Origin of the sequence: Plantactinospora sp. CA-290183 (assembly GCF_050936375.1) — a bacterium.
Classification (GTDB): domain Bacteria; phylum Actinomycetota; class Actinomycetes; order Mycobacteriales; family Micromonosporaceae; genus Plantactinospora.
In genome coordinates, this window is the sequence record NZ_JBNJMX010000002.1 from 517,670 (window position 1) to 531,038 (window position 13,369).

The 13,369-nt window shown below is 72.9% G+C and carries 14 protein-coding genes; 11 read left to right on the top strand and 3 right to left on the bottom strand.

All coding sequences use genetic code 11. The features are described from left to right. Positions 1–24: 24 nt before the first annotated feature. Both ACQEUR_RS07270 and speD read right to left on the bottom strand, forming a co-directional pair. Complete coding sequence (locus ACQEUR_RS07270; RefSeq protein WP_433027247.1) at positions 25–1,269, bottom strand: bis-aminopropyl spermidine synthase family protein; 1,245 nt, start codon at positions 1,267–1,269, stop codon at positions 25–27. Positions 1,270–1,282: 13 nt separating this feature from the next. Further along, positions 1,283–1,669 (bottom strand): adenosylmethionine decarboxylase, encoded by a 387-nt coding sequence (speD, locus tag ACQEUR_RS07275; RefSeq protein WP_433027250.1) that lies wholly within the window; start codon positions 1,667–1,669, stop codon positions 1,283–1,285. A gap of 116 nt (positions 1,670–1,785) precedes the next feature. Here speD and ACQEUR_RS07280 point away from each other — a divergent pair, with 116 nt between their 5' ends. Then, complete coding sequence (locus ACQEUR_RS07280) at positions 1,786–2,727, top strand: TIGR03621 family F420-dependent LLM class oxidoreductase (protein ID WP_433027253.1); 942 nt, start codon at positions 1,786–1,788, stop codon at positions 2,725–2,727. Here the strand turns inward: ACQEUR_RS07280 and ACQEUR_RS07285 are convergent. Beyond that, a complete protein-coding gene (locus tag ACQEUR_RS07285; protein WP_433027256.1) occupies positions 2,721–3,647 on the bottom strand; it encodes an ROK family protein in 927 nt (308 codons plus the stop codon). The two genes, ACQEUR_RS07280 and ACQEUR_RS07285, sit on opposite strands and share 7 nt — an antisense overlap. Positions 3,648–3,699: 52 nt before the next feature. On the opposite strand from ACQEUR_RS07285, the gene ACQEUR_RS07290 reads away from it, so the two are divergent. From ACQEUR_RS07290 to ACQEUR_RS07335, 10 genes are all read left to right on the top strand, one after another. After that, positions 3,700–4,725: a PIG-L family deacetylase gene (locus tag ACQEUR_RS07290; protein WP_433027259.1), complete on the top strand. Its 1,026-nt coding sequence runs from the start codon at positions 3,700–3,702 to the stop codon at positions 4,723–4,725. Beyond that, entirely contained in the window at positions 4,722–5,687 is a 966-nt protein-coding gene (locus tag ACQEUR_RS07295; RefSeq protein ID WP_433027262.1) for a Gfo/Idh/MocA family protein, read from the top strand. The genes ACQEUR_RS07290 and ACQEUR_RS07295 overlap by 4 nt, the downstream gene beginning before the upstream one ends. After that, positions 5,684–5,908, top strand: a complete 225-nt coding sequence (locus ACQEUR_RS07300; protein ID WP_433027265.1) for an acyl carrier protein — start codon at positions 5,684–5,686, stop codon at positions 5,906–5,908. Before ACQEUR_RS07295 ends, ACQEUR_RS07300 begins: the two co-directional genes overlap by 4 nt. Before the next feature lie 225 nt (positions 5,909–6,133). Next, positions 6,134–6,319 carry an acyl carrier protein gene (locus ACQEUR_RS07305; RefSeq protein WP_433027268.1) on the top strand — a complete coding sequence of 62 codons (186 nt, stop codon included), beginning with the start codon at positions 6,134–6,136 and terminating at the stop codon, positions 6,317–6,319. 48 nt (positions 6,320–6,367) lie between these two features. Next, positions 6,368–8,080: a carbamoyltransferase family protein gene (locus tag ACQEUR_RS07310; RefSeq protein WP_433027271.1), complete on the top strand. Its 1,713-nt coding sequence runs from the start codon at positions 6,368–6,370 to the stop codon at positions 8,078–8,080. A gap of 2 nt (positions 8,081–8,082) precedes the next feature. Further along, positions 8,083–9,291 (top strand): DegT/DnrJ/EryC1/StrS family aminotransferase, encoded by a 1,209-nt coding sequence (locus ACQEUR_RS07315; protein WP_433027274.1) that lies wholly within the window; start codon positions 8,083–8,085, stop codon positions 9,289–9,291. Beyond that, positions 9,288–9,959, top strand: coding sequence for an HAD family hydrolase (locus tag ACQEUR_RS07320; protein WP_433027277.1), 672 nt, complete (start codon positions 9,288–9,290; stop codon positions 9,957–9,959). Before ACQEUR_RS07315 ends, ACQEUR_RS07320 begins: the two co-directional genes overlap by 4 nt. After that, a complete protein-coding gene (locus ACQEUR_RS07325) occupies positions 9,956–10,405 on the top strand; it encodes a type II 3-dehydroquinate dehydratase (protein WP_433027280.1) in 450 nt (149 codons plus the stop codon). Before ACQEUR_RS07320 ends, ACQEUR_RS07325 begins: the two co-directional genes overlap by 4 nt. Continuing rightward, positions 10,402–12,483, top strand: a complete 2,082-nt coding sequence (locus ACQEUR_RS07330) for a class I adenylate-forming enzyme family protein (RefSeq protein WP_433027283.1) — start codon at positions 10,402–10,404, stop codon at positions 12,481–12,483. The genes ACQEUR_RS07325 and ACQEUR_RS07330 overlap by 4 nt, the downstream gene beginning before the upstream one ends. Further along, positions 12,480–13,367, top strand: coding sequence for a glycosyltransferase family 2 protein (locus tag ACQEUR_RS07335; RefSeq protein ID WP_433027286.1), 888 nt, complete (start codon positions 12,480–12,482; stop codon positions 13,365–13,367). Before ACQEUR_RS07330 ends, ACQEUR_RS07335 begins: the two co-directional genes overlap by 4 nt. Positions 13,368–13,369 lie beyond the last annotated feature (2 nt).

The following is a 13,369-nucleotide window of genomic DNA, read 5'->3' on the forward strand; positions in this document are numbered from 1 at the left end:
GGCCGAGGGCAGCATAGAACACCTTCAGTGCCCGGAAAGCTCCGAACGGTCCTTTTTAGGCCGACCGGGCCGGGCCGCGGGCACCTCGTCCGGGCGCGCGAGCCGCAGCGGGCGGAACCGGTTCGCGCCGCAGTTCGGACAGCCCTGCTCCTTGAGGGTGGCGATGTACGGCCACTGGCCGTGCGGCCCCACCAGGTGCCGGGCCGAGCAGTTCAGGCACAGGAACTCGCGGTCGGCGGCCCGCTTTTCGGCGGTGTAGAGCCGGCCCGAGTACGCGCCGTCCACCGTCGTCCGGCTCCGCTCGGTGGTGGCCAGATAGCGCAGGTGGCTGCGACCGCCGATCACGCCGGCGCCGAGGTACTCGTTGAAGTTGCGGTGCATCGCCTCGACGGTCAGCCCGAGCTCGCCGATCGACTGCTGGACGGTGAGTGAGTCGTCGGGGCCCTTCGCGCCGAACGAGAAGATGATGCTCCGGCCCGCTCCCGCGCGCAGCCCCTCCACCGCGCGGGCGAGGAACAGCCGCGCGCCCTCCGGCGTGTACGGCGGGTCCGTCATCGCCACCTCGAACCGTCCGGCCAGCCGTTGGTCCAGCGGCTGGCGCAGGTCCTGCTCGACCAGCTCGACGCGCTGGTCGAGCCGGGTCAGGTGGTCCTGACTGAAGTCCAGGATCTCGGTGGAGATGTCGACGATGCCGAGCCGGTGCACGAGCGGGCGGCCGAGCGCCGCCGAGACCAGCCCGATCGCGATCCCGACCAGGTCGTCGTCGCCGACCAGCAGCAGGTCGGAGGTCGGCAGCACGCCGTAGCGCAGCATCAGCAGCACCCGCCGGATCTTGGTCTCGGCGGTGCAGTGCGACTGGTCGAGGCTGAGGTCGGCGCCCGGCCCGGCCGCCATGATCTCGGTCAGCTCGGCCGCGACCGGGGTCAGCTCGGCCGGAATCAGCACCTCGTGCCCGCCGCAGCACGTGCAGGTCGGGTCCAGGCCGGTGTCGACCGGGAGATCGGCCAGTAGCCGCACGCCGTACGACGTGAGGTGGCTGGGCCGGTCCCGGGTGAGGATGCCGCGGGCGCGCAGCTCGTTGCCGACCGCCGCGACGAGCGGCAGCGGGAGCCCGGAGTGCCGGCTGACCGCCTTGGTCGAGGTGACGTCGAGCTGCCGGAACGCCTGCAGGACACGCTGCACGCCGACGCCGCCCTCCTGCAGCCGGACCGCCTCGGCCACCTGCTCCAGCAGTTCGGGAAGGGACGCGGAGGAGTCGTTCATCGCCATGGCGGGCCGGACGTCAGCGGACGTCGCGGATCGTCCGGACGATGTTCGACCGGGACGGTTCCAGCGTGGTGCGCAGGTGCTCGAGGATCAGCTCGCCGTGCAGCCGCCCGCAGGTGAGCAGGTCGAAGTTGGCGAGCCCCAGCTCCGGCCAGGTGTGCACGCTGAGGTGCGACTGGGCGAGGAGCAGGACCGCGGTGACCGCCCCGTTGGGGAAGATGGCCGAGGTGTGGTCGAGCACGGTGGCGCCGCCCGCCTTGGCCGCATCCCGCATGACCTGGACGAGGGTCGCCTCGTCGGTCAGAATGGAGATGTCATCGAACCACGCGTCGATGGCGTAGGAGCACATCTCCCTGATATTTTCGGGCGCGGGCTCAGTGGTGTGGACGGGCACAGCAGTCATAGTGTGACCAGTATAGCTTGGCGCCGTCCGGTCCCGGGTCTGCGCCTGTGCGTTCGCACCCCCGCCGCCGCGCGCCTTGCCGGGGCGTGTTCCGCTCCGATGATCAGGACATTTCCGTGACTTCACGCGCGTTCCGGTTCGGCACGGTCGTCTCCACCGATCCCGGCGGCGGCAACTGGCCGGACCTGGCCCGGCAGATCGCGGAGCGGGGCTACCAGACGCTGCTGATGACCGATCACGTCAGCGGCCAGCTCGCCCCCGGACCGGCACTCGCCGTGGCCGCCGCCGCCGCGCCGCAGCTGCGGGTGGGCAGCCTCGTCTACTGCAACGACCTCTACTCGCCGGTGCTGCTCGCCCGGGAGGTCAGCACGCTGGCGAGCCTGACCGGGGGCCGCTTCGAGTTCGGCCTGGGCGCCGGGTGGCAGGCTGTCGACTACCTGCGCACGGGGGTTGAGTTCCGGACCGCCGGCGTACGCGTCGACCGGCTCGCGGAAAGCCTCGAGGTCATCGAGAAGTGCCGGCTCGGGGAGGCGTTCGAGCACCACGGCCGGCACTACGACGTCGAGGTGGACCGGCGGGTCGTGCCGGCGGTCGACGCGGCACACCGGGCGCCGGTCATCATCGGCGGCGGCGGCCCGCGCGTGCTGCGGCTGGCCGGCCGCCGCGCCGACATCGTCTCGGTCAACCCCGCACTGCGCGACCCGGACGGCCACAGCTCCACCTTCTACCTGGACAACGACGCCGAGGCGACGGACCGCAAGCTGCGCTGGGTCCGCGAAGGCGCCGGCGACCGCTTCGCCGGGATCGAACTGGCCCTGACCGTGTACCTGGCGATGGTGTGCGAGGACCGCGACGCCGTCGCCCGCGTCCTCGCCCGGCGTGCCGGGGTGGACCCCGAGCGGCTGCTGGCGAATCCGCACGTGCTGATCGGCACCCCGGAGCAGATGGCGGACACCCTGAGCCGCCGGCGCGACCGCTGGGCCATCTCGTACGTCATGGTCGACCAGTGGCAGCACAAGATGCTCGGACGCGTGGTGGAGAAGCTGTCCGGTCAGTGAGCCTCGGCCGGCCGGGCAAGCTCGGCCAGCGCGGGGTTCCGGGCCAGCAGCGCCGCACCCGCCAGTGAGGCGGACTCGCCGAGCCGGCCCGAACCGACCAGCGGGAGGCGGTGACCGGGCCGGCCCATCGGCGCCAGCGCCGCCGCCACCCGCGCCGGCAGCAGCGGCAGCGCCGCTCCCAGCCCACCGCCGATCCGCACCTCGGCCGGCTGGACCAGCTCGCTGACGGCCAGGATCGCGCGGGCCAGCGTGCCCGCCGCCTCGTCGACGACCCGCAGCGCCCACCGGCGTCCCTCCGCTGCCCCGGCCACCAGCTCGCCGGTCGAGGTGTCGCGCCCGCGCAACCGGCCGGCCCGGTGCGCCAGGGCCGCACCGGAGACGCGGGCCTGGAGGCAGCCGCGGCGACCGCACCGGCACGGCGGCCCGGCCGGTTGGACGGGCAGGTGACCGAGTTCGCCGGCGCCGCCGTACGCGCCGAGGATCAGACGCCCGCCGAGCACCAGGCCGCCGCCGAGGCCGGTGCCCAGTCCGAGGTAGACCAGGTCGGCGCAGCCGCCGGCGTGCGCCTCGGCCAGCGCGGCCAGGCTGCCGTCGTCGACGGTCAGGACCGGCCCGCCGGCGGCGTTGGCCAGCACCTCGGTCAGTGCCGCGCCCACCCAGCTCGGGCGGCTCGGCCAGGCGACGACGGTCCCGGCCGGGTCCAGTGTCGGGGCCGCGGCGACCGCGACCCGGTCGAACGGCCCGCCGGCCTGTCGCCGAGCCGTCAGCACCACGTCGCGGAGCGCGGCGAGGTCGGCGGCGACATCGCCGGCCGGCCACCGGAGCGTGGTCGTCCACTCGCCAGAGTCCGTCTCAACGCGAACCGCCAGCTTCGTTCCACCTATGTCGACACCCAACCATCGCGACTCCGGCTGTGCCATGGCCGGAGCTTAGGGGACACCGCGGAACCGGCCGAGCCATTAGTCTGTCGCTATGTCAGCGGGTCCACCCCTCCGGCGTTCCCTTCGACCCCTCAGCGACACCGACCGGCCGCTCGCGCTGCCCCACCTCGAGACCGGAGACGGCCCTTTCCGTTTCCTCGGTCACGAGACGACGCTCGTCGACGAGCTGACTCTGCCACTGTGGAACGACTGCGCCGGCGCCCGGGAACTCGGTTCCTGGCCCGAGGCCGAGCGCGTGGTCATCGCCGGTTGGTACGCCGCCGGGCTGCTGGTGGCGGTTCCTCCGGCGCGTACCCGGGGCAGGGGCTCCTTTCTCGTCGTCTCGCCGCATCCGGACGATGCCCAGCTCGCCGTGGGTGGCCTGCTCGCCGCCGGGGGCGGGCACGTGGTCGACGTGTTCACCGAGGAGACGTGGACCAGGCGGGCGTACTACACCGAGCGGCCAGAGCTGACCGCGTCGCTGCTGCTGGCGGAGGAACGGGTCGCCTGCCGGGTCCTCGGGGCGGAACTGACCCTGCTCCGGCACGTCGACGGCGAGGCCCGCCCGGCGTGGAAGGAGTCCTTCTTCCTCGACGACCCGGCCCGGAGCCGGCCGCAGGACGTCGAGCCCGACCTGTTCGCCGCGCTGGTGGCCGATCTCGGCGCGGCACTGCCGCCGGCCGGCGACGTACTGGCGCCGCTGGGTGTGGGCGGGCACGTCGACCACGTACTCAGCCGGGAGGCGGTGCTGGACCTGGTCGCCGGCGGCGCCCTGGATCCCGCGCGGCTGGTCTTCTACGAGGACATGCCGTACTCGGTGTTCGGTGACGCGGGCGCCGCCGCCACCGCGCTCTCGGCCCGCCGGGACGTCGGCCCGCTGCGGTCGGTCCTCGTCCCCAGCCGGGCGGCGGACGTGAAGCGGGAAGCGCTGTGGGCGTACCGGTTGCAGACGACCGAGGGGATGACCACGCGCGTCATGCGGTACGGCGCGAAGCTCGTACCGGACCAGCCGTTCGCGGAACGGCTCTGGGTCACCCCCGAGCGGACCACGCCGCTGTTCTCGGCGACCACCGAATGAGCGAGAGGCGGAACGTGCCGACCGACCGATTGCGGTACGGCGTCGTGGGCGCCGGCCGGGTGTTTCAGCGCTTCCACCTGCCGGCGGTGACCGGCCATCCGGACTACGCCCTGGTGGCGATCTGCGACGCAGACCCGGCGCAAGCCCGCGCCACGGTCGGCGATGCCGGGCGGGATGCCGTCTTCACCGACAGCCTCACCGAGTTCTTCGCCTCGGGCCGGCTCGACGTGGTGGCGGTCTGCACGCCGAACGACTCACACGTGGCGCCGGTGCTGGCCGCGCTGGCGGCCGGCGCCGCCGTCCTGTGCGAGAAGCCGCTGGCGGCCGGGCTACCGGACGCCGAGCGCATCGCCGCCGCGGCCGGGACGTCCGTGTTGGGGGTGAATCTGCCCTACCGGTTCCACCCGCTGCTCCCGGCCTTCCGCGAGGAGATCGGTGGGCCGCCGGACCGGGTCACCCTGACCTTCACCACCGCCGGACAGCGCCTCTGGCGACCGGTGACGAAGTGGTACGGCGATCCCGCCCGTGCGGGCGGTGGCGCGCTGCTGGATCTCGGCCCGCACGCGCTGGACCTGCTCACCGCCCTGTTCGGGACGCCCGAGGTGGTCGGTTGCCGGCTCGACGGCGAGCCGGTCGAGGAGCGGGTCGACGCCGAGGTGCGGTTCGGCCGGACCCTGGCCCACCTGGTCGTCGACCGGGCCGCCCGCACCATGGGCCTGACGGTGGAGGCCGAGGCCGGCGGGCGGACGGTGACCCTGGACCTGCGCCGCAACGAGGTGCGCGCGGGGGCGGACGTGGTCGCGAGATCGGACGGTGCCGGCGTCGAGCGGGCCGCGATCGACCGCTTCCTGGACGCGGTGGCGGGCCGCGGTGGCGAGGTGGTCGGGGTGGCCGAGGCCGTCGCGCTCCAGCGCCTCATCGAGCAGATGTACGGGTCGGCGAAGGGAGTGGAGGCGCCGTGACAGATTCGGAGTCATTGGTGCGCGCGGCCTGTGCGGAGGCACAGGAGACACCGGTCGAGGCGGTCGACGTGGATGCCGACATCGAGTCCGTGCAGCTGATCAGGATCGTCATGCTGCTTCAGGAAAAGGTCGGCGCCGAGTTGCCGCTGGAGTCCATACTGGACTGCCGTACGGTGCGGGACATCGCCGCCGTCCTGGACTCCTCCCCGGCGGGCGCGTGACGTCGACCACACTCCGGTGCCGGTGGGATGGCATGCGGACCCCCCGGTCCGACATCGAAGACCCTGGACGCGCAGCGCCCGATGTGATTTGCTGACGGAACTCGATCCACCGTAAGCGAACAGCCGAACGCGATAGATGGGAAACGTTTAGTGGACCGTGATGAAGTATTGACGCTCGTACACAAGGCCGCCGCTGATTTCGCCGCGTCGAACGGCCGTGAAGTCGTGCCGGACACCGCTAACGACAATCTCCTCACCGCGTACGGCTTTTCGTCGCTGGACGCCCTGGAATACCTGCTGGTGCTGGAGGAGAAGTTCGGCATCACGCTGGAGGACGAGGACCTCACCGAGGACGTGTTGTCGTCCGCGACCAAGCTCTCCGACTACATCCTCACCAAGGATCCGGTCTAGCACGTCTCGGTTCGCGGCAGGTCACGCCTCGGGGGGAGAAACCGCATCATGCTCGCACTGGGTCTCGGCGGATCGAATCACGATTTCGCCGCATGCCTCGTCGACGGTGGCGACATCGCCGTCGGTATCGAGGAAGAACGTATCGGCCGGAAGAAGTATTCCGTCGGCGTCAATTCGATGTTCAATCAGTCATGGCGGTACTGCCTGGACGCCCACGATGTGCGCCTGGACGACGTCGACCACATCGTCGCCGACGACACGCTGCTCGCTCCGGCCTATTTCCATTTCCGCAGTCGTATCACGCTGATCCGCCATCACCTCGCCCATGCCGCCAGTGCGTTCTATCCGTCACCGTTCGGCCGCGCCGCCATTCTGGTCGTCGACGGAGCCGGCAGCCTGTTCGACGGCCAGGGCGTGGAGACGCTGACCACGGCGGTCGGGGACGGCACGACCATCACCGAGCTGTCCAAAGTGTTCGGGGTCAACTGGAGCACCGACGGCCTCAGCCGGGCGCGGGTCTACCAGGCCGGCGACAGCGACAACTCGCTGGGCTACATGTACAAGGCGGTCAGCCGCGCCATCGGCTTCGTGCTCTACGAAGAGGGCGACTGGTACCTGACCGAGGACGGCAAGACCATGGGTCTCGCGCCGTACGGCACCGACCGGTACTGCGCGAAGTTCCGCGAGTACGTCGATCTCCTGCCGGACGGCCGCTACACGTTGCACCTGAAGAACGGCGGCCTGCTCGACTTCATCGAGACGGCGCTGGACGGTCTGCAGGGTGACGAGCGGTTCGCTCGGGCGGCCGATCTGGCGTACGCGGGTCAGGATCTGCTCGAAGAGACGTTGCTGCACACCACGCGGCAGTTGCACCGCGACACCGGGCTGACCGAGCTCTGCCTCGCCGGAGGGGTGGCGCTGAACTGCGTCGCCAACGGGCGGCTGCTGCGCGAGACACCGTTCGAGAACGTCTTCGTGCAACCGGCCGCGGGCGACGGCGGCTGCGCCGTGGGCAACGCGTACTACGGCTACCACGTGCTCGGCGGCCAGCCCCGCGATCGCGGCCCCAGTTCACCGCAGCGGCCGCAGCGGCACGCCTATCTCGGGCGTACGTACGTCGACTCCGAGGTGGTCGCCGCGCTGGAGGCGTCCGGGCTGCCGTACCGGAGAACCGACCGGCCGGCCCGGATCGCCGCCGAGGTGCTGTCTCGCAGCAAACTGATCGGCTGGTTCACCGGCGGCTCCGAGTTCGGCCCGCGCGCACTGGGGCACCGGAGCATCCTGGCCGATCCGCGGCAGGCCGAGATGAAAGACATCCTGAACGCGAAGGTGAAGCACCGCGAGGGTTTCCGCCCGTTCGCGCCCGCTGTTCTCGCCGAACACGTCAGCGAGTTCTTCGACATCGCCATCGAGTCGCCGTACATGCTTCTGGTGGCGCCGGTGCGGGCCGAGAAGCAGCACCTCGTCCCGGCGATCGTGCACGTCGACGGAACCGCCCGGGTGCAGACCGTCACGCGGGCGGAGAACGGCCGGTACCGGGAACTCATCGAGTGGTTCCACCGGCTCACCGGAACGCCGGTGGTGCTCAACACGTCCTTCAACGACCGGGGCGAGCCGATCGTGGAGACCCCGGAGCAGGCGTTGAACTTCTTCGGCCCGAGCCGGCTCGACTACCTGTTCGTCGAGGACTACATCGTGGCGCACAGCGAGGAGGAGCTCGACATCGCGGTCGAGTACGCCCGTACGGCGGGGGGATCCTGACCATGCCCGTGGCCGGCGAGCGACCGGAGCCGTTCTACGAGCCGACCCGGGGCCTGGCGCTGTGGGACTCGACCGAGGTGGACGCGGCCGTGGAGGTGCTGCGGTCGCGGTCGTTGTTCCGGTACTACGGGCCCGAGCTGCTGCACCGCACCGACGAGTTCGAGCGGCGGTTCGCCGAGCACCTGGAGGTGCCGCACGCGATCGCGGTGTCGTCCGGCACCGCGGCCATCACCACCGCCCTGATCGGGCTCGGCATCCCGGCCGGCGCCGAGGTGATCATCCCGGCGGTGACGTTCGTCGGCTGCGTCAACGCGGTGGTCCAGGCGCGCGGCATCCCGGTGTTCGCCGACATCGACGACACGCTGACCCTGGACCCGACGTCGGTCGAGGAGCGCATCACCGACCGCACGTTCGCGATCATGCCGGTGCACCTCGCCAACGTCGCCGCCGACCTCGACCCGCTGCTGGAGGTGGCCCGCCGGCGCGGCGTGAAGGTGCTGGAGGACGCGGCCCAGGCCGCCGGGGTGCGGTACCGCGGCCGCCGGGTCGGTGCGATCGGGGACGCCGGCGCGTTCTCGTTCCAGCTGGAGAAGAACATCACCGCCGGTGAGGGTGGGACGGTGACCGCGCTCGACCCCGAGGTGGCCGACCGGGCCCGGCGCTACCAGGACCAGGGCGGCCAGTTCACCACCTCGCGGGGCCAGGAACGCGGTGGCGTCGCCGACGCTCCGTTCGTCGGAGCCAATCTGCGGATGACCGAGCTGGCCGCGGCGCTGCTCACCGTGCAGCTGAGCCGGCTCGACCCGATGCTGGACCGGCTGCGCGCGGTCGCCGCACACGTGCGGTCCGAGCTGGCCGACCTCGGACTCACCTGGCGCCGTATGCCGGACGAGGCGGGCAGCGGCGGCGACCTAACGCTGCTCACCGCCGGCCGGATGGAGGCCCGCGCGCTGGTCGGGGCGCTGGCCGCGGAGAGCGTCCCGGCCGGGACGCTCTACCAGGGCCAGGGGGTGTACGCGAACCCGGCGGTCAAGGCCGGCCGCACCCCGTGGGGCCTGGAGTGGCCGCCACCGGCCCGCCTCCGGGCCAGCGAGCAGATCGCCGGGCGGGCGGTGACCGTCAGCCTGGGCGCGGCAATGACCGACCAGGACGTGGACCGCCTGGTGGCCGCGATCCGCAAGGCACACGCCAATTCGGGTACGGCGCGATGACGGCCGGCGTGCACGCCGTCGTGTTCGACCTCGACGGCGTGCTCATCGACAGCATCACCGTGATGCGGCAGGCGTTCGACCTGGCCTACAAGGAGGTCGTCGGCAAGGGCGAGGCGCCGTTCGAGGACTACCTGCCGCACCTGGGCCGGCACATGCCGGAGACGCTGCGGATCATGGGACTGCCGGCGGACATGTACCCGGCCTTCGTCCGGCACAGCCACGACCTGGTGGGCGAGGTGCCGCAGTGCGCGGGCGCCGCGGCGCTGCTGGCCGGGCTCCGCGCGCGGGGCCCGGCCCTCGCGGTGGCGACCGGCAAGACCCATGACCGGGCGGTGCACGTGCTGGCGGCTGTGGGACTGCTCGACTCGCTGGACGTCGTCGTCGGCAGCGACGAGGTGCCTCGCGGCAAGCCGGCGCCGGACATCGTGCTGCTCGCGCTCGCCCAGCTGGGGGTCGACCCGGCGCACGCGTTCATGGTCGGTGACTCCCCGCTCGACCTGCTGGCCGGCCGAGCCGCGGGAACCCGGGTGGCCGCCGCGCTGTGGGGCCAGGGCGCGGAGGCCGACCTGCTGGACTGCCGGCCGGAGCTGACCGCCGTGTCCTGCGCCGACCTCGCGAGCCGGCTGCACGACCTCCCGTTGCAGGCGCCGCCCCGGAGCGCACGATGAGCGACCTCCTGCTGCTGAACGGCCCCAACCTCGGCACCCTCGGCACCCGCCAGCCGGAGGTGTACGGCACCACGACGCTGGCTGAGATCGAGGCGGAGGTGCGCGCGTCCGTCGCGGCCGAGGGCTTCGGCCTGCGGGCCGAGCAGCACGACGACGAGGCCGGGATGCTGGCCGCGCTGCGCCGGCACGCCGGCACGGTCGGCGCGGTGGTCAACCCGGGCGCCTTCATGATGGCCGGATGGTCCCTGCGGGACGCGTTGGCCGACTACCGCTCCCCGTGGGTCGAGGTGCACATCTCCAACGTGTACGCCCGGGAGAGCTTCCGGCACGTCTCGGTGCTGTCCCCGCTGGCCACCGGGGTGATCGTCGGGCTCGGCACGGCCGGTTACGCGCTGGCCGCCACCGCGTTGATCCGGCACGTACGCGCCGCGAACGGCGACCGATGAGCACCGACCTGATCGATCGGATCCTGGCCGCCGGGCCCACCATCGGCGAGCATTCCGGCGCGGAGCTGGGACGGGTCCTGGGCCGGGTGACCGATCAGCTGGTCGCGGCCGGCGTGCGGCCCGGCGAGGCGGTCGGGTTTCGCGGCGCGAACCGTCCGGAGTGGCTGGTCGCACTGCTGGCCCTGCTGCGGGTGGGTGCCCGGCCGCTGCTCATCGCCCACGACAGCCCGGAACCCGACGTCCTGCGCACGCTTCGCACCGCCCGGGGCGGTCGGTGCCTGGTCGTCGACGACCTCGACGCGCTCACCTGGCTGGAGGCGCCGGCCGGTGCGGTCCCCGGGGCGAGCGGGGAGGCGCCGGCCGTGCTGCTGGCCAGTTCCGGCTCCACCGGCGCGCCGAAGATCGTGCCGCGCAGCCCGGCGAGCCTGCTCGACGAGGGCCTGCGATACGTCAACGCGGGCCTGGTAAGCCGCGCCGACAGGGTCGTCGTGCCGCTGCCGATGAGCCATTCGTACGCGCTGGGCTGGGTGGTCGGGGCGTTGCTGGCGGGCGCCCGGGTGCAGCCGCTGCCCCCGCAGGCGCTGGGCGCCACGCAGCGCGCACTGGCCGACGGCGCGACCGTCCTGACCGTGGTGCCGGGCCTGGCCCGGCTGTTGCTGCGTCGGCTCGGGCCCGCCGCGAAGACGCCCGACCTGCGGCTGGTGATGGCCGGCGCCGGTTACGTGGACGCCGAGCTCGACGCCCGCTGGGCGGCCGCGACCGGCGTGGGCCTGTCCCGCAACTACGGCTCGACGGAGACCGGCGCCGTGCTGTCCGGTCCGGCCGGCCTGCCGTCGGGGTTCGTCGGCGCCCCGATGCCCGGCGTCGACCTGCGGTTGCGCTCCGACGACGGGGCGGGTTCCGCTGAACCGTCGGTGGGCGAGGTGGTGGTCACCCTGGAGGACGGGTCCACGCACGCCATGGGCGACCTGGCCCGCCGCGACGAGTCCGGCTGGGTGCAGATCATCGGCCGGCGCACCACCAGCGCGGTACGCCGGGGCGCGCGCTGGGTCAGCACCCTCGAACTGCGGTCCGTGCTCGCCACCGCCTACGGTGTGGCCGATGTGGCGGTGACCGGGTCGGCCACCGACGACGACGACCAGACGCTGACCGCGGAGTTCGTGCCGGCCGGGGCGACTGTGACCGCCGCCAGCCTCGCCGAGTACGCGCGGGCGCACCTCGCGCCGTACAAGGTCCCGAACGTGTTCGTGCCCCGGCGGCGGATCGTGCGCAACCCGCTGGGCAAGACGCCGAAGCCGCCGGCGTACCGGCTCACCTCCGCGGCCGTGGTCGCCGAGGCGGTGTCGGCGTACCGGCGTAGCGAGTTGGTGCTGGCCCTGGCCGAACTCGGGGTGCTGGAGCGCCTGGCCGACGGCCGGACCGCCCCGGAACTGGCCGACGACCTCGGGCTGGACGTGGATGCGGTCACCGAGCTGATCGCCGTGGCGCACCACCTGGGCCTGGTCACCACCGGTGAACCGGGCGAACCGGTCGACCCTGCCGCGATCACCGGCCTGGTCGACGCGGAGCGGGAGCTTCGTACCGGGCTGACCGCGGCCGCGCTGACCTCCGCCACCCGGGGCGAGGATCCGGTGGCGGCGCCCGGCCGGAGACCGCGCGACGCGGCGCACATCGCCGAGGTGCGCCGGCTCGCCGCCGCGGGTCCGCACGACGTCGCGGCGCAGTTCGGTCCGGGCCCGGCGGACTACGCGGCACCCGGCGACCCGGCGGCCCCGCCGGAGTCCTACGACGTCTGCTACGTCGTCGACGCGGTGCACGGTCCCGGCGCCGATCTCGTCTGGCTCGCCGAGCGGCTGCGGGTGGGCGGCCGGCTGGTGGTCGAGGACCGGTTCATCGACGGGCCGGGACAGTTCGACCTCTCCGTGTCGCTGGCCTGGCTCGCCGGCGGCAGCCACGCCTGGTGGTACCTGAGCGACTTCCAGGCCGGCCTCGAATCGGTCGGGCTCGCGGTGGAGGCCGTGGAGAGCGTGCCGGACCCGCCGCGCATGGTGGTCGTGGCCCGCCGGGGCACCCCGTGACGGCGAGCGTCGTCGTGCCGACCCGCAACAAGGCGGACCGGCTCCGGCTGACGCTGCGCGGCCTCGGTCGCGGCGCGTCCCGCCCGCACGAGGTGATAGTGGTGGACGACGGCTGCACCGACACCACCGGCGAGGTGCTGGCCGAGGCCGCGGCGACCGGTCTGCCGATCCGGGTGGTGACCGGACCGCAGCGGGGCCGGGCCGCCGCCCGCAACGCCGGGGCCGCCGCCGCCACCGGACGGCTGCTCGTCTTCCTCGACGACGACATCCTGGTCGGCCCGCAGTTCGTCGCCGCGCACGAGAAGGCACACGAGGACGGCTACGGAAGCCGGATCGGCGCGGGGGCGTCCGGGCAGCCGGCCGTGGTGCACGGTCCGCTGCGCGAACTGCCGATGGCCGCCAGGCTGGTCGCGGCGGCGCCGCCGGACCCGTACCGCAGCGCCACGGACCGGACGTTCGGGCGCACCGTGGTCAACGCGCTGGAACGGCTCATCCTCGCCATGGCCGAGCGGTCCGCCCCGCCGGTCGCGCCGTGGCTCGTCTGCGTGGGCGCCAACGTCTCGCTCCCGGCATCGCGCTGGCACGCCGACGGCGGGTTCGACGAAAACTTCGGCACCACCTGGGGCTGCGAGGACCTGGAGTACGGCTACCGGCTCTGCGCCGCCGGCGCGGCGATGGTCGTCGCGCCGGACGCGGACGGCGTGCACCTCACCCACGTACGGGCGGACCGGTGGGAACAGCACACCGTGAACCTGCGCCGTTTCGTCGCGCTCCACCCCGATCCCGCCGTGGCGGCGCTCACCTCGCTGCTCGCCCCGGACGGCAGCCCCGCGCGATATCTACAGGCCGCACAGACGACTCCGCCCGATCCGGAATCCGTGTGAAG